At 40.0% G+C, this 17,239-nt stretch carries 20 protein-coding genes; 9 read left to right on the top strand and 11 right to left on the bottom strand.

The features are described from left to right. Positions 1-165: 165 nt before the first annotated feature. On the bottom strand, positions 166-1,830 hold the full coding sequence (locus tag CHI06_RS05660) for a TIGR04190 family B12-binding domain/radical SAM domain protein (RefSeq protein ID WP_257009170.1): 1,665 nt from the start codon (positions 1,828-1,830) through the stop codon (positions 166-168). A gap of 292 nt (positions 1,831-2,122) precedes the next feature. Here CHI06_RS05660 and CHI06_RS05665 point away from each other — a divergent pair, with 292 nt between their 5' ends. The 4 genes from CHI06_RS05665 (at position 2,123) to CHI06_RS05680 (ending at position 4,652) form a co-directional block, all read left to right on the top strand. After that, positions 2,123-2,551, top strand: coding sequence for a hypothetical protein (locus CHI06_RS05665; protein ID WP_373558137.1), 429 nt, complete (start codon positions 2,123-2,125; stop codon positions 2,549-2,551). A gap of 101 nt (positions 2,552-2,652) precedes the next feature. Beyond that, positions 2,653-3,129, top strand: coding sequence for a Cys-tRNA(Pro) deacylase (gene ybaK, locus CHI06_RS05670; RefSeq protein ID WP_095247469.1), 477 nt, complete (start codon positions 2,653-2,655; stop codon positions 3,127-3,129). 89 nt (positions 3,130-3,218) lie between these two features. Continuing rightward, positions 3,219-4,331: a PRK06851 family protein gene (locus CHI06_RS05675; protein ID WP_095247454.1), complete on the top strand. Its 1,113-nt coding sequence runs from the start codon at positions 3,219-3,221 to the stop codon at positions 4,329-4,331. 117 nt (positions 4,332-4,448) lie between these two features. Then, positions 4,449-4,652: a hypothetical protein gene (locus CHI06_RS05680; protein ID WP_095247455.1), complete on the top strand. Its 204-nt coding sequence runs from the start codon at positions 4,449-4,451 to the stop codon at positions 4,650-4,652. A 133-nt stretch (positions 4,653-4,785) separates the two neighbouring features. Here CHI06_RS05680 and CHI06_RS29655 read toward each other — a convergent pair whose 3' ends face one another. Then, entirely contained in the window at positions 4,786-4,941 is a 156-nt protein-coding gene (locus tag CHI06_RS29655) for a hypothetical protein (protein ID WP_179292537.1), read from the bottom strand. Positions 4,942-5,084: 143 nt separating this feature from the next. Between CHI06_RS29655 and CHI06_RS05685 the strand changes: the two genes are divergently transcribed. From CHI06_RS05685 to CHI06_RS05700, 4 genes are all read left to right on the top strand, one after another. After that, complete coding sequence (locus tag CHI06_RS05685; RefSeq protein WP_095247470.1) at positions 5,085-5,753, top strand: DNA alkylation repair protein; 669 nt, start codon at positions 5,085-5,087, stop codon at positions 5,751-5,753. A 71-nt stretch (positions 5,754-5,824) separates the two neighbouring features. Then, a complete protein-coding gene (locus CHI06_RS05690; RefSeq protein WP_095247456.1) occupies positions 5,825-6,679 on the top strand; it encodes a Cof-type HAD-IIB family hydrolase in 855 nt (284 codons plus the stop codon). Between the two features lie 15 nt (positions 6,680-6,694). Then, on the top strand, positions 6,695-7,774 hold the full coding sequence (locus CHI06_RS05695) for a PQQ-dependent sugar dehydrogenase (protein ID WP_095247457.1): 1,080 nt from the start codon (positions 6,695-6,697) through the stop codon (positions 7,772-7,774). Between the two features lie 22 nt (positions 7,775-7,796). Beyond that, positions 7,797-8,030: a hypothetical protein gene (locus CHI06_RS05700; RefSeq protein ID WP_095247458.1), complete on the top strand. Its 234-nt coding sequence runs from the start codon at positions 7,797-7,799 to the stop codon at positions 8,028-8,030. An 87-nt stretch (positions 8,031-8,117) separates the two neighbouring features. On the opposite strand, the gene CHI06_RS05705 is transcribed toward CHI06_RS05700, so the two are convergent. The 7 genes from CHI06_RS05705 to CHI06_RS05735 all read right to left on the bottom strand — a co-directional run bounded on the left by CHI06_RS05705 (position 8,118) and on the right by CHI06_RS05735 (position 14,941). Beyond that, a complete protein-coding gene (locus CHI06_RS05705) occupies positions 8,118-9,020 on the bottom strand; it encodes a FixH family protein (protein WP_095247459.1) in 903 nt (300 codons plus the stop codon). Beyond that, positions 9,017-9,694, bottom strand: coding sequence for an ABC transporter ATP-binding protein (locus CHI06_RS05710; protein ID WP_095247460.1), 678 nt, complete (start codon positions 9,692-9,694; stop codon positions 9,017-9,019). The genes CHI06_RS05705 and CHI06_RS05710 overlap by 4 nt, the downstream gene beginning before the upstream one ends. After that, positions 9,691-10,488, bottom strand: a complete 798-nt coding sequence (locus tag CHI06_RS05715; protein ID WP_095247461.1) for an ABC transporter permease — start codon at positions 10,486-10,488, stop codon at positions 9,691-9,693. Before CHI06_RS05715 ends, CHI06_RS05710 begins: the two co-directional genes overlap by 4 nt. 177 nt (positions 10,489-10,665) lie before the next feature. Then, complete coding sequence (gene nosD / locus CHI06_RS05720; RefSeq protein ID WP_095247462.1) at positions 10,666-11,982, bottom strand: nitrous oxide reductase family maturation protein NosD; 1,317 nt, start codon at positions 11,980-11,982, stop codon at positions 10,666-10,668. Then, positions 11,979-12,545 (bottom strand): hypothetical protein, encoded by a 567-nt coding sequence (locus tag CHI06_RS05725; protein WP_095247463.1) that lies wholly within the window; start codon positions 12,543-12,545, stop codon positions 11,979-11,981. Before CHI06_RS05725 ends, nosD begins: the two co-directional genes overlap by 4 nt. A gap of 67 nt (positions 12,546-12,612) precedes the next feature. Then, positions 12,613-14,481: a Sec-dependent nitrous-oxide reductase gene (nosZ, locus tag CHI06_RS05730; RefSeq protein WP_095247464.1), complete on the bottom strand. Its 1,869-nt coding sequence runs from the start codon at positions 14,479-14,481 to the stop codon at positions 12,613-12,615. A 16-nt stretch (positions 14,482-14,497) separates the two neighbouring features. After that, the gene (locus CHI06_RS05735) at positions 14,498-14,941 is read right to left on the bottom strand and encodes a cytochrome C (protein ID WP_095247465.1); all 444 of its coding nucleotides are present in this window, start codon (positions 14,939-14,941) and stop codon (positions 14,498-14,500) included. Positions 14,942-15,183: 242 nt separating this feature from the next. Here CHI06_RS05735 and CHI06_RS05740 point away from each other — a divergent pair, with 242 nt between their 5' ends. Further along, entirely contained in the window at positions 15,184-15,927 is a 744-nt protein-coding gene (locus tag CHI06_RS05740; RefSeq protein ID WP_095247466.1) for a Crp/Fnr family transcriptional regulator, read from the top strand. Positions 15,928-16,045: 118 nt separating this feature from the next. On the opposite strand, the gene bshB2 is transcribed toward CHI06_RS05740, so the two are convergent. Both bshB2 and CHI06_RS05750 read right to left on the bottom strand, forming a co-directional pair. After that, a complete protein-coding gene (gene bshB2, locus CHI06_RS05745; protein WP_095247467.1) occupies positions 16,046-16,717 on the bottom strand; it encodes a bacillithiol biosynthesis deacetylase BshB2 in 672 nt (223 codons plus the stop codon). Positions 16,718-16,735: 18 nt separating this feature from the next. Beyond that, the gene (locus CHI06_RS05750) at positions 16,736-17,086 is read right to left on the bottom strand and encodes a YojF family protein (protein ID WP_095247468.1); all 351 of its coding nucleotides are present in this window, start codon (positions 17,084-17,086) and stop codon (positions 16,736-16,738) included. Positions 17,087-17,239: the final 153 nt, after the last annotated feature.

Consider the following 17,239-nt stretch of genomic DNA (forward strand, 5'->3'; position numbering starts at 1 on the left):
GGATAACAGAAAAAAACTCTCTTACATTTTTGCTTTTTGCTGTTCGGTTTCTAGTTTAAATTGATGACGAAGCTTTGGTTGAAAGGAATGTTTGATTTTTGTTGCATACTCTTCATAGAGCTGCTCTAAACCAACTAATGCAAGGGAGAAGAAGTTTGCGTAATTCTATTGTACCTCCCATTTCAGCTCGTTCTTACCGCAAATACTATATTTATTTAACTCTTCAATCTCTTTCTGAATTAATGCCAATTCCGCCTTCTGCTCTTCTTCTGGCAGTGAAAGAACATAATCAATTTTTTCAATATAGGCTTGTGATTTTTCAATTTTACCTTTAATTTCATCGTAGCCAGCTTGATCAATTAGACCGTATTTTAATTTGAATTCATTTAACTTTTGAGCAGAATCATAGGTGGATTTTACGATATCATCACGTGTCATTTGTGTCGTCTCATAGCTGAGCATATGCTTCCAGGATGGCTGGGTAATCGCCTTTCGGTGATCCTCAAGCGTATGACAGAATTTCTTAAAGCCATGTAGCTCTGGATTTTCAAATGCTGGGCTTGCAGGGTCAAGGAACGGTGCAAGCGGTGCAACAAAATAAAATAGTCTAGGGTCTTGATTACAAGAAAGATGGATTTTCTCACAAAAATCAATATTTTCAATTGCGCTTTGGTACGTTTGACTAGGAATACCTGTCATAAAGAACAAGTCTATCTTTTTAGCACCATGCTTTAAGGCAAAGTTAAGCGTTTCGATCACCTTTGGATTGGTACAGTTGAATTTTCCATTATAACGTCTGATTTTTTCATCGTGTGTTTCCAGGGTAATCTCAATACTGTATTTAGAACAGCTGTCATTCATCAATTGAAAAAATTCTTCGCCCGCATATTGGAATAATTCAAAGACAATTTCATTTTTAAGATTAAGCTTCTTTAGACGGCTGAAGAACCCTTTAACATATTCCCGGCCGCCTTGCCGTAGGTCATGAAGGATAAAGATTGGTGCACGGCTGAAGCGAGAAATAAACTGAATGTCTTCCATTAGCTTTTCTGGTGAACGTAAGGCAAGAGAACTTCTTCCACAGTTTTGATCATAGGCATCCTTTGAACCGCCGCAGATGAGACAGTTCTGCGAACAGCCTCTTGCTGTTAGTAGCGCGGTGTTAGGATATTCAAGCCAGCCTTTATATGGCAGAGGATCTAGGAAGTTACGATATTTAAATACGGAGCGGACTGTATAGCGGTAGCCTGGTACGTCTAGATCATCTAAATCCTTTGGTACGTAGGTAATAGGATTATAGCCAATTTCGCTGCCTTTTTTCCAGGTTAAGTTCGGAATGTCAGCATAGTGAGTATTTCCGAGTTCTAATTTATTCATCAATAAAAGCATAAGCTTTTCTGTTGAATCACCACGCATGACGAAATCAATAAATGGATAGTCAATTAGCTCCTTATGATAATAGGTAGCCGATAAACCTCCGAAAATCATGGGTGTATCTGGGTGCAGTCTCTTAACAATTTTAGCTAATTCGATACTGCCGTGTGCATGCGGCAGCCAGTGCAGGTCAATTCCGAAGGCACGTGTTTTGATTTTTCTTAGCTTCTTTTCTACATCGAATTTCCCACTCATCAGCATCCGGTTTGCAATATTGATGATTTTAACGCGAAGTCCAAATCGTTCTAGATAGTCAGCAATACTTGTTAACCCAATTGGATACATTTCAAACACTGGTGATGATGGTACAACATCGCTAATGGGACCTGCAAGCAGGGAATTTTTTCGAAAGTCATAAACACTTGGTGCGTGTAAAAGGACTAAATCATACTTCATATAAGCCACCTTTTTTCAGTTTAATAATATATAATATTTATTGTGAAATATTTCACATGATTTCAATGAATTAACTGTGACAAAGTGATAAACCTGATAAATGGTTTCCCCATTCACAACCTAAGTATTTTCTACCTACCTTTATTTTACTATAATGATGGATTTATAGAGTGACAAATGGGTGACAACAATGTGGAGATTCGGTGTATGGTTGGCTGTATAGACTATGCTGACAACTCACCAAGTTAGGCAGAGAACATATAGTAGAGGGAAAACATATTAAAGGAGGAATATGCCCTTGTATTATTATGGTTATGAAATGCCTTATATCCCTTCACGGTTTGGAGGCGGACAACAGCCTGGATTCCAGCCCCCTGGATTTGGAGGCGGACAACAGCCTGGATTCCAGCCCCCTGGATTTGGTGGTGGACAGCAAGGCTTCCCGCCATTTGGAGGAGGACAACAACAAGATGGACCGCCTTCCTCACCGCCGCCATCCTACACGCCACAAGAATCACCCTCTTTATACGCTGTTGACCCTGGAGCTATCAGAGGGTGCCTTTACCGCTTTACCTATATTTGGCTGAATAGTGGCAGCAGTTTCTGGTTCTATCCAACATATGTTGGAAGAGATTCAGTTGCCGGATATCGTTGGAGGAACTTCCGCTGGGTATATTATGGAACGGACCTAAGGAGAATTCGATCATTTAGATGTTCATAAAAAGCACTCGGTAAGGAAGCCTAGCATTCCTTACCTTGTCTTTTATCTTTGCTGGAGAAAATTGTTATAATAATGGAAAATGGTTGAAGGATGAGGGGAAAATGGCAAAGGTCAAAACGAATGCTATTCGGATTCTCGATAGCAAAAAGATAACTTATGAAGTGCTTACATATGAAAACCAAGATGGAAAAATTGATGGAGTCTCTGTTGCCGTGAAGATAGGCAGAGATCCTCGTGAAGTCTATAAAACGCTTGTCGCACAAGGAGCAAGCAAAAGTATCTGCGTATTTGTAATACCAGTTGAAGCAGAATTAGATTTAAAAAAAGCCGCAAAGGCAGCCGGGGAAAAAAATGTTGAGATGATTCCTGTTAAGGACATTCTGAAATGGACGGGCTATATCCGCGGCGGCTGTTCACCGATTGGGATGAAAAAGGAATATAAGACATTTATAGATGAGAGCTGCTTAGAACTTGAAAATATAGTAGTCAGCGCTGGAAAAATCGGTGTTCAAATTGTGATTGATCCAAAAATGTTAGTAAATCTGACAAGGGCTGAAACACCTGATGTTAGAAAATAATTTAATAGGCATTCACCTATAAAACGTGCATGGCATAGGATATGGAGAAAATGAAACTTCGCTATGTCACGTAAAGGAGAGTGTTCAGTGTGGCAGGTAAGATAAAAAATTATTTTGCAGGCGGGAATACAGCAAAAGGATTCCATAGCCTATATGATTCAAATCTCCAAGGACTGGAACGGATTTATATTCTTAAAGGTGGTCCTGGGACGGGAAAATCTTCGCTGATGAAAAAAATAGGCAATGAATGGGTCGAAAAAGGATATGATATCGAATACTTACATTGCTCGTCAGATAATAGTTCCATAGATGGTGTTATCATTCGTGCCTTAAAGGTAGGAATCGTTGATGGAACAGCTCCACATGTCATCGAACCCAAGGCCCCAGGTGCAGTAGAACAGTATATTAATTTGGGTGAGGCATGGGACGCAAAAGCACTTGCTGCCGAGAAAAAGAACATTGAGCGCTTAACAAAACAAATTAGTGCTTCCTTTCATTTAGCCTACTCCACCTTTAAGCAGGCATTAGATGTTCATGATGATTGGGAGAAAATTTATATTGAAAACATGGATTTTGAAAAAGCAGACCAGCTGACCAATAAATTAATTCAGACCTTTTTTGGCAAGCTGAGAATAAATAAGCAATCCGATATCCGCCATCGATTCCTAGGAGCAGCGACACCAAAGGGAGCCGTCGATTTTGTTCCGAATTTAACGGAGGATATTGAAAAGCGTTATTTTATTAAAGGACGTCCTGGTTCTGGAAAGTCGACCATGTTAAAGAAGTTAGCAGCAGCTGCAGAAGCAAGAGGGATTGATATAGAGGTTTTTCACTGCGGATTTGATCCAAATAGTTTGGATATGGTTATTTTTAGAGAGCTTGGCATTGCCATTTTTGACAGTACGGCTCCACACGAATACTTTCCAAGCCGTGCCGGCGATGAAATCATTGATATGTATGAGCTTCTGATTAATCCGGGAACAGATGAAATCTATGAAGATCAAATTAAACCAATTGCGGCAAGCTATAAAAGTAAAATGAAGGAAGCTATCTCTTATTTAGCGAGAGCAAAAGAACTTCATGATAAGCTGGAAGCCATTTATGTTCCGGCGATGGATTTCTCTGTGGTCGAAGATATTCAGACCAGGATTGCCGAGGAAATCAGAGAGTTAGAATTAAACAATATTTACAGCACTCAGTAGGAAAAGGAGCAATATATCAACTGTCTCGAATAGGGACAGTTTTTTTGTGATACTTATGTGCTGGCTGGGAAAGATAACGGTATGTTCTATAACAAATGATAGATGGAGATGTTTACCGTGAAAAATGACCCAAATTCAGCAAATGATACTGTAGAAGCGAATATTGAAATCAATAGACAATTGGAAGATGGAAAGGTTCATGCCCCCGTTGAGGCACAATCAGAAGCAGAAAGAGCCAACCTAGATTTACAAAATCAGTTCAATAATGAAGAAAATAAAGACATACGTACTTCTCCTGCTGCCATTTCCACCCCTCAATAGCCAAAGAGAGTCGGCCTTCCTAAGTGGAATGCCGACTCTCTTTTACAAAATAAGTTTGAAACCTTGAACTTAGATAACTGTCTAGCTCCAGGCGCCATCGGCTCGGGATCATAAGCAGGCGCCTTCCGCTTTTCTATTCATGCGGGTTTGTTTTGCTTTGCTGACTTTTATTTCGCTTATTGCCCTTGCTGTTATCTCCGCTGACAAATTCACTAGCAAATTCAGCCTCTGCATGACCTGCCTGAGGCGAATTTTGGTTATTACTGCCTTTATTAACCTTTTTCGTCATAAAATCCTCTCCTTTCATCCTTCGGTACAGTTTAGTTTGGCATTTAGGGCAGTCATTATGCATTTTAATAGAGGGAATAGTGCGGGTTTATAGAATTATTAAAAGAGCTAAAATAGCACTATAGTGATTTTTTAGGAGTGGGAATTTTGAAAAATAAAATAGAACAACTAACTGCTTTGTTTGAAGAGCATCGAAATGATGATAATGCTGGACCTATGAAAAAATATATGAAAGATCATTTCCCGTTCTTAGGAATTAAGTCACCGCTCCGAAAAGAGCTTGAAAAACAATTTTTTAAAGAGACAGGAATACTGAAAGAGGAATTTAACAAGGATTTCGTGGTTGGGCTTTGGGAAAAGGACGAAAGAGAATATCAATATACAGCCATTACATATATGGGGAAATTCATAAAGAAACTCCCAATAGATGTGATTCCCTTCTTCGAAACATTAATTACAACTAAATCCTGGTGGGATAGTGTGGATTCTATTGCTCCTCTAGTTGGAGAGCTTGCTCGGAAATATCCTGAACTTGTCGAAGAGAACATTAATCATTGGTCGAAACATGATAACTTTTGGCTGCGGAGAGCCTCGATTCTTTTTCAATTAAAATATAAAAATGAAACGAATGAAGCACTTCTCTATGAATACATGGTTAAAAATGCCGATAGCAAAGAATTCTTCATTCAAAAAGCCATCGGCTGGGCATTGAGGGAATACTCCAAAACAAACCCTGAGTCTGTTAAGGCATTTATAGAAGGAAACCAGCTTGCTCCGTTAAGTATAAGAGAAGGCAGCAAGTATCTTTCATGAGCAAAATGGTGAAACTGGAAGCGGATATCTGATAAGATGGCAGTAACAAAAAATAGAAATAGGTGAACTGCATGATTAAGTGTATTGCGTCAGATATGGATGGTACCTTATTAAATTCGTATCAACAAGTTAGTCAGGAAAATAAAGAAGCGATTCTAAAAGCTCAAGATCAGGGAATTGAAGTAGTAATAGCAACTGGGAGATCTTTTCAAGAGGTTCGATTTATCCTGGATGAAGCAGATTTACATTGCCCTGTCATTGGTGTAAATGGTGCAGAAGTCCGCACAAAAGAAGGAGAAATTTTATCTGCTACACCAATTGAAAAGCACGTAGCTAAAAAAGCTGCGGAAAAGCTAATGGAAAAGGATATCTATTTTGAAGTCTATACAAACCAGGGTACATACTCGCTAGATCCTAATAAAGCCGTGGCCATTATAGTTGATATTGTCGTTAGTGCCAATCCTGATGTGATACCTGAAGATGTGGTTAAACGAGCAGAAGCCCGCACTCGTAATGGTTTGGTCCATCAGGTTGAAAGTTATGATCTTTTATTTAATGATGAAGCACACCAAATTTACAAGCTTTTTGGATTTGCGATTGATTCAGACAGGCGTGAAGCTGCAGCAACCGCACTTGAAGAATTAACAGAGTTGGAAGTGTCCAGTTCTGGCCATAACAATTTGGAAATAACTCATCGAAATGCTCAAAAAGGAATTGCGCTAGAAACGTTTGTTCAATCAAAAGGAATCGACATTTCAGAAACAATGGCGATGGGTGATAGTTTTAATGACGTCTCCATGCTGGAAAGAGTCGGTAGAGCGGTCGCAATGGGGAATGCCGATTATGAAATAAAAACTCTTTGTGATGTGATTACCGCTACAAATGATGAACATGGAGTAGCCCAGGCAATTCTTGAAGTTTTATAGGAAAGGAAGAGACTGATGGTCAAAGTGGGTTCCATTTTATTATCGATGATACTGTTGATGTCAGGTTGTTCACTTTTTGAAAAGGAAAATCTGCAGCCGGAAGACCAGCAAGAGGATGAGGCGATTGTCCTGCAGCCAGAGATAGAAGTGGTGGCTGAAGAGTTACGGGTTCCCTGGTCTATTAATAAGGTAAATCAGGTTTTTTACGTGAGTGAACGAACAGGAAATATCGTGAAAATTGATAATGGAAAAATGGAACGGCAACAGGCTGCTTTGGAAAAGCCGCTCGCGAAAGCAGCGGAAGCCGGACTGCTTGGATTTGTCCTAGATCCAAGGTTTGCTGAAAACCAACAGGCGTTTGCTTATTATACGTATGAGAATGCACAAGGTCAGTTTAACCGTGTTGTAGTCTTGCAGTTGACGGGAAATAAATGGACGGAAGAAAGGATTCTGCTTGACCGCATTCCTAGTGCCGCCTACCATCATGGCGGTCGTCTGAAGATTGGACCAGATGGAAAGCTGTACATTACCACTGGAGATGCCACTACTCCTGAGCTAGCACAGGATCTTAGGTCCTTGAATGGGAAGATACTAAGAATGAATGTAGATAGCAGTATTCCAGAAGATAATCCATTTGAGAATTCCTATGTATACAGCTATGGACATCGGAATCCACAGGGGCTTGTGTGGATTGGTGATATCCTATATTCGAGTGAGCATGGTCAATCAGCACATGATGAAATCAATTTGATAAAACCAGGTGCAAATTATGGTTGGCCGGTAATCGAAGGAAATGAAAGTAAAGCCGGTATGGAGACACCATTGTTTCATTCAGGTGATGAAACCTGGGCACCTTCAGGATTGGCGGCCCACAATGGTACATTGTATGCTGCAACACTTAGAGGGAATGCAGTCAGAGAATTTGAGTTAGGCAAGAACATTACAAGTCCGGTTATTACGGGAGTAGGGAGGATTCGTGATGTGTTTGTTGATGGTGAATACCTCTATTTTGTCAGCAACAATACAGATGGCAGGGGAAATCCGGATGATAAGGATGACAAATTGTACCGAGTATTGTTAACCAATTTGAACTAAATGGGTAAAGGCTGGTGTGAATATGACAACAAAAAGCAATAAATTACAATATGGGTGGACACTAATTGCTCATCCAACCTATCAAATCTTTACAAACAAAAACTCCTACGCCATCATCGACGAAGACAATGACGTCATGCTCAGATTTACCCTCCAAGAAAACGAAATAGAAATCCATGGCGCAAACTGGAACCTTAACTACAAAATCAACCTCGGCTTCAAAACCCTAAAAATCATCAACACACCCGAAGACTAATAAAAGGCACCAAATATACAAAAAAGCGCTGCATAAAGTCCCTTTTTTGTATATTTGGTGCCTGTCACCGTAAACGATGTCACCGTATTAAAGGATGACTATTTCCATTGAGTTAACCTGGGATACTAGCAGTTCTTCGTATTGTTTTTGGGCTTGGAAGTTGATTTCTTGTTGGGCCATTTCAGGGTTTTCTTTTTTTACTTTTTCGATGATGTCTTTTTGTACTTTTTGGGAGAGGACGATGAGCTGGTATTGCTGCTTTTCGAATTCCCAAAATTTATCTTCTCCGTATTCGTTGATCATGGCCTTCGCGGCTTCAAACTGACTGTATTGGTCGCGGACCTTATTGATTTCTGTTTCAACTTCCGCACCGGTCGCGGTGTGTCCCTTTTCTTCAGCGAGCATCGCCATTGCGCGGAGGCGGATAATTTGTGTTAATAATTGATTTTGGTCTTCAACCAGTTTTTCTTGTGACTCCCAGTAGGATAGTGCTTCCTTTAGCTGATCGCCTGTGTAGCGCTTTTGGTCGGTTTCACGGTTGATGGCAAGCTGGAGATAGTTGATAAACTTATAAAACTCTATATCCTCATTGGTAATCCATTCTCCGTTAATCGAAGCAACGCCTTCTGACTCTTTGACCTCATAATTAATGACCTTTTCTGCCTTTTTTCCATCTCTTTCTAATACAAAGAAAATTTCATATTTTCCGGCCATTGGGAGTTCGACTTTACCAGAATAAATCCCATTTTCTTTTTCTGTTAGTTTCACTTCCGTTGTGCCGTGATCCATATTGGTCATTGAAAACTCAGCCAAAACGTTAAGCCCAGTTGCTGCCTCATCTTTTTCTGTAACCTTTATTTCAAAAGGCATTTCTTTATCTGCTAGTTGATAGATTGGTTTTACCACTTCAACGCTATACTCAGGGTCTGCACTACAGCCTGCAAGTACAGCTAAAAGCAGCAGTGCGGTCAGCCTCATCAGTTTTTTCATGATTCAATTCCTCCAAGATTATGTGTTTGTAAAAATTCCTCTACAGTGTATTTCTCCATTTTACCATTATTTAAATAAGCGACATGTGTACAAACCTGTTTAATCTCATCAAGATGGTGGGAGGAGAGAAGGATGGTTTTATCATGAAGCGATTTTAACACCTCTAAGATTTCCCTTCGTCCCATCGGGTCAATCCCGCTTGTAGGCTCATCGAGAATCAGAATACTTGAATCCTGATAGAGGGTGATGGCCAACCCAAGGCGCTGCAGCATGCCTTTTGAATACTTCTTCACCTGAACCGTGCGGTCCTCCCATAAGCTTACCGACTTAAGAACACTCTCGATACGGTCTTGGTCTACTGTCTTTCCAACCGCCTCAGCAAAGAAGGTAATGTTCTCAAGACCCGTCAGCATCGGATAAAGTTGAAATTTTTCCGGCAGATAAGCAATCGCTTTTTTCCAGTCATGATTTTTTTTAGTAACTTGAATTCCGTTGATCGAAATCGAACCTTGTTTGACTGGAAGGAGCCCAAGAAGACTGTTAATAAAAGTGGACTTTCCAGCACCATTACGTCCAACAAGGGCACAAATTTCATGTTTATTAATTTCAATATTGATAGACTCCAGAATTAATTTTTTCCCGAAGGATTGGTTTAAATTGGATACAGTTATCATTCAAATCCCTCCTTCCGGTGAAAAACAATTGCTGTGATGATGGAAGTAATGAGCCAAAATACTAGATTAAAAAGCAAGAAGAATGCTGGTTTTGTCCACATGAAGGCCTGCAGAAGGCGCGACATATGACCGAATGAATAAACGCCCATCCCGGTTTCTAAGAACATTCGAACAGACTGCAGTGGATTTAAGAAATACAGTGACGAAAATAATTTTACATTTTCATGGGTGACATCAGGTAAAAACGAGAGCAAAATAAAGTCGTGTAAGAAGAAAAAGTAAAACCAAACAAAGATTGTATAGCCGATAATCTGCATTCTGGAAGAGCTGAAGCTGCCGATTGCTGCTCCCATCTGCAGGAACACCAGCGACAAGGTCACAATTGCTAAAATAAAGATGAAATACGCCTTCATATCCAGTTGGAAATTAAACTTGAGTAATAATAAATAGAGAAAAAACCAGACCAGGATTGGTAGAAGGACGACGGCATAAAGCCCTAAACTTTTACGCAGTAAAAAGCTTGCATAAGAATCCTTTTTTGTCAGAAGCATGATTAACGTCTTTTGTTCCTTTTCTTGAAAAATGGAAAAGGCGCCAATAAACAAACAGAGTATCGGGATAAAGTAAATAATCGTATCAAACAAATTAATTAAGAGAACATAGTAGCCTTTATCAAATGAAAGGGCAGTGGAACGAAACAAGATGCTGACCGAAATGAGAACAATGATGCTTAAGGCGAGCCATAATCCTTTTCCTCTTATGTTTTCCTTCCATTCCTTCCAAATGTAATGCATAGTAAATGTCTCCCTATTAATAAGTCTCTTTTCTCAACTTTATAGCTATTTGAAATATCATTATGATGGATTAATTGATTCTCATTAAATTATGTGAATAATTAATGAGAAAAGAGCAAGCAAACGCAATTACGTCGCTAAAATAGATACTTCCACGTTAAAATCGGCTTTAGGATTTTAACAATAATATTTACGATAACATGCCTTTATTAAAATCAGCACTGCGGCGAGGCCTAACGCAGCGATTAGTATGAGATTGTTATTTCCTTTTGCAGCTGCTAGCGGATGAGGGTCATGAAACATCACTTTTTCATCCACCAATGCAGCATTCATTTTTTCATAGATAGCGAGTGCTGGACTCTTTAAAAATAAATAAGATAATTCTTGGTCTTCAATTAATTGATATAACGATGATCGATAGGTTATAGGAAAGTCCCCAATGCCGTTCTGGTTTAAATCAGTGAGCGGGAAGGAGTTTCCCCAGTCATTTCCTTTGCCTTCATGACTCCAGAAATTGGTTTCTCCTGTTCCGCCTATTGTCACGGCGGGAATAGTGTTTTCGGTAATTAGATTTCCTGTAAAAACTTGTTCGTTAGAACTAGCCCAAAGCTCAATTCCAATTTGGTTTTGAGAGATTTTATTTCCTTCAATAGTATTTCTTGTCGCTTGATCGATGTAGATACCTCTTTGGTTCATATAAAAAGTATTGTTTTTTATCTGATTATCATTCGCTTGAAGAAGTAATAATCCGAACGATTGGTTTCCATAGTTTACGATAAAATGGTTATCCTCTAGGAGCAGACGGTTGGAATTCATGACCGCAGCGCCGCCCGTATTCATCGTAAAGGTATTATTCTTAAAAATGTTCTCATCTGAATACATGTAATGCAGACCGTACCGCGTATCGCTTATATTATTTTCATAGCTTTCATTGTTGTTACCATACTCGAAGAACATTCCATCACGAGTGCCTTCAATGGTGTTATTTGATAAGAGGTTATGATTGGCGTAATAGACATGGATTCCATTGCCTTGTGCGGCAATTTCCCCTTTGCCCATTCCTTTTATCTCAACATAGGAGATTTTATTGTCGTGTGCCTGGCTTAAATAGATTCCGTGAAAGGAATCGGTGATCTTGATATGTTCCACGACATTTCCGTTGGTATGAATCTTAATTCCTGCATATTCCTCTGGTGAATTGCGGTCCATGCCGCTATTGGTAACAGTCAGCTTCCTAAGGGTCACATTGGGAGCTTTTATGGAGATAACATTTCCAGTTCCGTCACCCTTGATAACGGTGTTTGCCTTTCCAATAAGGGTCAACTCTTTGTTGATAACAATATTGCCTTCATACGTATTATCCTCAAGCTTCAGAACTGCTCCTTCTTCCAAGCTGTCGATCATGGCTTGCAAGTTTTCGGCAGCATTATTTTTCTCAGGGTTGATGCAAAATGTGATAGAGAAAATGAATAGAAAGAGCAGTAATTTTTTCATCTTGTTCGATCCTTCCATAACGGAATTAGTAATAAAATAAAGGCTGCAATAAGGAAATACGCACCGTATCCAAGCACACTTTCGGTGACAAAGTTTGCAACCGTATTATGCCCTAAAAGGGGCGGAACAAAGGGGTCAATTTTTATCGGAGCGGTCGGGCTTAAGTTGGTGCCGAATTTACGAAGTGCACGGGTAAGGTCCCAAACACCGAGTCCGCCGCCTATGATAAACAAACCAATTAATCCATAAAGCACTGCTTTCTTGCGCAGGATGGCCGTCAAGAGGGTAAGTGCTGCCAAACCAATGACTAAGTAAGAGAGATACGCTAATTCGGGAAAATTCTCTTCACTGAAATTTTCCATTCCAATATAGTGATTTAACCCGTTAACAATATCGATTTCGCCTTCAAGCTTATTTGGATAAACAATAATATTTAATCCTTCTGGATATTGCGGTGCAAAGAAAATCATTTGCCACCAGGGAAAAAATAAGGATAGAACCACTAAAACTGCTGCTAAAGTAATCACCAGTGATGAAACCAGTGATAATTTTTTTGCCTTCATGTAAAACAAGTCCTTTCTAAACGGAGAAGGGCACCAATTGAATCAATTGATACCCATACCATCCATTTTACTTATTAGGCTTTACAAGGAAGTAGCCGGTCATTTCTTGGTGTAGTGCTGAACAGAAGTTAGTACAGTAAAGCGGGAACGTTCCAGCTTTGTCTGCAGTAAATTCGATTGTATTCGTTTGGCCAGGCTGAACTTCAATGTTTAAGTTATAGCTGTTGATGGCAAATCCGTGGGTAATATCCTCATCAAAATCAGTATTCGTTAAGTGGATAAACACCTTGTCTCCTTGATTGACTTCAATCACATCAGGACGTTTTGCTTTTGCATCAAAGATAAACTTCGAACGCATAGCAATACCATAGACATGAACTTCGTTTCCATTACGTTCGATTCTAGCCTGATCCTGCTTATACGTCGCAAGCTTATTGTTTTCATCCTTCGGATATACTTCAATTGTTTTAATCTTATCTGCCTTAATAATTTGCGCGTAGTGTGGTTCAGGGTTAACTGGTGAAGATTGAATGACCTTCATTTTGCCGCTGATATCGATTAATTGCATGGACTCTGGATGTGAAGGTCCTACGGATAAATAGCTGTCTTTGGCAATTTTGTTCAACGCAATCAGCCATTTTCCATCAGGTGCAACCGTGTCACCTTCAGCTGCTACAGAGTGTCCTGGAGAGTATTGTACAGGTACACGATCTAACGTTTCGCCTGTTTTTGGATCCCATTTCACGATTTCAGAAGAAATGAACATCGTTGTATAAGCCATTCCTTTGTCATCAAATTGAGTGTGAAGCGGTCCAAGTGCATTTTCAGGGTTAACTTCTCTTTCCATAATAGAATCATAGTTGATAATTGGAATACCATTGCGTTCGCCAGCAAAATCTTGCTTTTCAATCGCTTCAAATGCTTTCTCAAAAGAGAATACTGTCATCGATGGTGCTAGCTTTCCTGAAGCGATAAAGTGTTTTCCATCAGGCGTAACGTCGACACCATGTGGTGATTTCGCAACAGGAACAAGGTAGATACCGCCTTTATGCTTTTCAGGGAAAATCATTTTTTGACCTGTAACTTCATCATACTGTCCGTCTGCAACCATTTTCTCAAGCTCTTTCCAGTTAAAAAGAACAATGAAATCACGGTCAGCCTGTGAAGCGTTAATTTCAAGATTAGTTGTTGCTTCTTCTGTATTATAAGTTGTCATGACTGCCCAATCTGCAGAGCTTTTCTTACCAGCGTCAGATAAATCGTAAGACCATGGTGGAAGAGCAACCTGGTAGGCAATATTGAGCTTATCTTTGTTTTGATCAAACGTTACGGCTGACATTACACCACGGTATTGGTCGCTGTAATCGTCTAATGACTTGTATTCAGAGCCGATTGGAACCGCGAAACGTGTTGGAAGGAACATATACTCTGTATTCTGCGTAACGAAGGCCGCACAGTGTGGGCCGCTAGTATTTGGAACATTAATAATGTCTTTTACGGTAAAGGTTTCTAAATCCATTGCGGCAGCACGGCTGTTTCCGACATCCGTTGCAAACATATATTTACCGTCATAGTCACCATTTGTTTCTGAGAATGCTGGGTGATGAAGATCTCCCCATGTGTAATCGCCTAATAACTTTTTAGAATGTTCGTCAAACCCATATCCGGTGGCTGAGTCTGGTGAGAATACTGGTACAGTCCGAATATGACGCATAGATGGAACACCATAGATAAACATTTGACCGGAGTGGCCGCCTGATGCGAATAGGTAGTAATCATCTTTTTCACCGAATGGTACATAAACTTTTTCAGCATCGCTTTTGGTATTACTAGAAGCAACCTGGTCGTTTGTACTTTTTGAAAAATCAGCAAAGGAAATCGTTGCTGCTACAAAGCCTGCTAGTAAACCTGATGCGATTGGAATCCATTTCTTCATCAATTACACCACCTTATTATTTTTCTGAAGCTTGCTTCAACATATCTAACACTTGCGTGCGTTCTTCATCTGTTAGCGGGCTTCCGCCAATAACGCTGGACATAACCGCGGAAGTTGGTTCTTTTAAGAATTCATCGATTGATTTACCATGCTTACCTTCAACATCTGTGAAGGCTTTTGAAAGGTCTGGACCCGTTGCCCCGCCTTCTAATCCAAGAGAATCAACTGCGTGACAGCCAAGACAGCCTTTACTGTTAAGGATGTTATTGGCATCCACCGTTGCTGTTTCCTCTTTTGCTTCTTCCTTGTTGCCTTCAGTTTCACTTGCTTCGTCTATTTGTTCTGTTTGAGCGACTTGAGGCTCTTTATCGGAATCTCCCATAATAACGCCAAATACCAAGTATCCAAGACCAAAACCAATTACGATGCTAACGACAAAGCTGATTATTGCCTTATTCATACTTCCCCCTCCTTCTGTCTAATGAACAACTTCATCCTAATAAGAAATCAAGATTTAAAATGTGACGTTTCTCACAGTTTTTTATCCAACTTTGAACGTTTTGTGAAGGGGGTTGGCATGATAGGGTTTTAAGAAATTGAACGTTTTGTGAAAATTATCACTTCGAGACGAGACGATTTTCACTACAATAGAATTAACATAAGTGGTATCACAGCATTTTAAAAAAAGGAAGGAGGAGCAGAATGAACCCCATACATGCTTTACAGGAACAGCCATTAGGCAGAGTAAGAGAATTGAAAATCGAGGGCTTTTTACGAAAAATAGTCATTTTTAAGGATTTATCGGCAAAATCCATTCACCTTATCGCCAATCGGATTCAAACGTTAACCATTAAAAAAGGAGTGCAGGTTATTTGTGAAGATGAAGTGGCCAAAGGGGTATTTTTTATACATTCCGGAGCGGTAAAGCTAACAAAGCAGGATGAAAATGGTAATGAAATCATTGTTTGTATGAAGCAAAAGGGTGATGTGTTTGCGGAGGCTTGTCTATTCTCAAAAACCTCACAGCTCTATCCGGCGACGGCCACTATGCTCCAAGATGGTCAGCTTTTCTTTTTAGATAAAATGGAATTAGAGAAGGGTCTTCATGAATATCCCGATCTTGCGGTTCAAATGATCGAATACATGAGCGATGCTCTCCGAGAGATGACTTCAACCTTAAGAGATGTTGCCTTGTTAGATGTTTATGCGAAGACAGTAAAGACGTTAGAGCGGTTAGGGAATAAATTTAATACGTCCACTTCGAGATGGAATATTGAAATTCCCTTGACGATTCAAGAATTTGCTACGGTAGTGGGGACATCACGGGAAAGCGTTAGCCGTGTATTTTCCAAGCTGAAAAAAGAAGGAATCATCGATATGAAATCAAGGAAAATTATCATCCTTGATATGTGTAAGCTGTGCACCTTAATGAATCCAGCCTATTAAAAAAACCTTCGTCATGGACGAAGGTTTTCTTGCTGGTTAAGAGCACACTGAAGGACAAAACTCGATGAGACCGTGAAAGATTTGTCCTAAATAAGGGCTCTTTATGAAAAAGGCAAATTTAATTATCAAATTTGTATGTCCAGAATCGTTCGTTGTTGATCCAGACCATCATTTGCGGGTCTTGATTTTTCAATTTCTCGGTTACGTCTCCAAACATTTGCTCCGTTTGGGAACGATGGGCCTGAATGGCAGCCAGTTTTTTATCTGCAACAGCAGTGATGTTATTGATAAGGTCGGCCTCACCGAGCTCCTCGACGCAATTATTTGAAAAAGCAACGCAGTGCAGCTTTGGTCTTTGTGCAGCAGGAATCTTTTCGATTGCCCTTACCACCGCCGCACCAGTAGCGTCATGGTCGGGGTGAACGGAATAGCCTGGATAAAAAGTAATGACAAGCGATGGATTTACGTCATTAATTAATGCCAGCATCGCATTTGCCAGTTCCTCATCGTCTTCAAACTCAACGGTTTTATCACGGTACCCCAGCATTCGTAAATCCTGAATACCTAAGGCTGCGGCGGCAGCTTTAAGCTCCTCTTTTCTAATTTTCGGGAGATTTTCTCGGTTGGTAAAAGGGGGATTCCCCATGTTACGTCCCATTTCACCCAAGGTTAAACATGCGTAAGTGACAGGAGTACCATTTTGTACATGAGTGGCAATGGTTCCAGATACTCCAAAAGCTTCGTCGTCCGGGTGTGGAAAGACGACTAATAGATGACGTTCTTTTTCCATAAAAGGTTCCTCCTTTCCTTACTCAAACGGTGTAGGGCTTATTTCTAGGGCAACCGCGAGTTTCCCTTTGTTATCATGGCCTGCTAACAGCAGGCGGTTTTCCTCATCGACTTCAAAATGAGTGAGACCTTCCGCATAAATCCAGCCAAGGTTAATTTTTAAGCCGACACGATAAGGGTCAGTTCCAGTGATTTTCCCATGTTCATAACGGACCAGTGCATTTCGAATATAGGCGCCTGCTGAAAAGAAGGTTTGATCATGGTGGGATGCATAGGCACCATTCGTTGTTTCCAGGTGAATATAAACATCCTGATTCGCGAAGCTGTTAATCACTTCTTGAACCTGAAGATAATTCTTAATCGGTTCCATATGTCTTTTCTCCTTTCCCTGTACATGGTATGTAATCTATAAACTAGTGTATTTAATAATGTAACTATCATACTAAAATCACAATGAAAAAGCGAAATGTACGCCTTATTTTTTACAATAAGGCTGTGTTAAAGGAGACTGTTGATTTTAGAA

It is taken from the genome of Bacillus sp. 7884-1, from assembly GCF_002272245.1.
Taxonomy (GTDB): domain Bacteria; phylum Bacillota; class Bacilli; order Bacillales; family Cytobacillaceae; genus Neobacillus.

Bases quoted from the DNA above. Each gene is read 5' to 3' on its own strand.
- CHI06_RS05660 (WP_257009170.1), bottom strand. From the start codon at position 1,830: ATGAAGTATGATTTAGTCCTTTTACACGCACCAAGTGTTTATGACTTT.
- CHI06_RS05665 (WP_373558137.1), top strand. From the start codon at position 2,123: ATGCCCTTGTATTATTATGGTTATGAAATGCCTTATATCCCTTCACGG.
- ybaK (WP_095247469.1), top strand. From the start codon at position 2,653: ATGGCAAAGGTCAAAACGAATGCTATTCGGATTCTCGATAGCAAAAAG.
- CHI06_RS29655 (WP_179292537.1), bottom strand. From the start codon at position 4,941: ATGACGAAAAAGGTTAATAAAGGCAGTAATAACCAAAATTCGCCTCAG.
- CHI06_RS05690 (WP_095247456.1), top strand. From the start codon at position 5,825: ATGATTAAGTGTATTGCGTCAGATATGGATGGTACCTTATTAAATTCG.
- CHI06_RS05695 (WP_095247457.1), top strand. From the start codon at position 6,695: ATGGTCAAAGTGGGTTCCATTTTATTATCGATGATACTGTTGATGTCA.
- CHI06_RS05700 (WP_095247458.1), top strand. From the start codon at position 7,797: ATGACAACAAAAAGCAATAAATTACAATATGGGTGGACACTAATTGCT.
- CHI06_RS05705 (WP_095247459.1), bottom strand. From the start codon at position 9,020: ATGAAAAAACTGATGAGGCTGACCGCACTGCTGCTTTTAGCTGTACTT.
- CHI06_RS05710 (WP_095247460.1), bottom strand. From the start codon at position 9,694: ATGATAACTGTATCCAATTTAAACCAATCCTTCGGGAAAAAATTAATT.
- CHI06_RS05715 (WP_095247461.1), bottom strand. From the start codon at position 10,488: ATGCATTACATTTGGAAGGAATGGAAGGAAAACATAAGAGGAAAAGGA.
- nosD (WP_095247462.1), bottom strand. From the start codon at position 11,982: ATGAAAAAATTACTGCTCTTTCTATTCATTTTCTCTATCACATTTTGC.
- CHI06_RS05725 (WP_095247463.1), bottom strand. From the start codon at position 12,545: ATGAAGGCAAAAAAATTATCACTGGTTTCATCACTGGTGATTACTTTA.
- nosZ (WP_095247464.1), bottom strand. From the start codon at position 14,481: ATGAAGAAATGGATTCCAATCGCATCAGGTTTACTAGCAGGCTTTGTA.
- CHI06_RS05735 (WP_095247465.1), bottom strand. From the start codon at position 14,941: ATGAATAAGGCAATAATCAGCTTTGTCGTTAGCATCGTAATTGGTTTT.
- CHI06_RS05740 (WP_095247466.1), top strand. From the start codon at position 15,184: ATGAACCCCATACATGCTTTACAGGAACAGCCATTAGGCAGAGTAAGA.
- bshB2 (WP_095247467.1), bottom strand. From the start codon at position 16,717: ATGGAAAAAGAACGTCATCTATTAGTCGTCTTTCCACACCCGGACGAC.
- CHI06_RS05750 (WP_095247468.1), bottom strand. From the start codon at position 17,086: ATGGAACCGATTAAGAATTATCTTCAGGTTCAAGAAGTGATTAACAGC.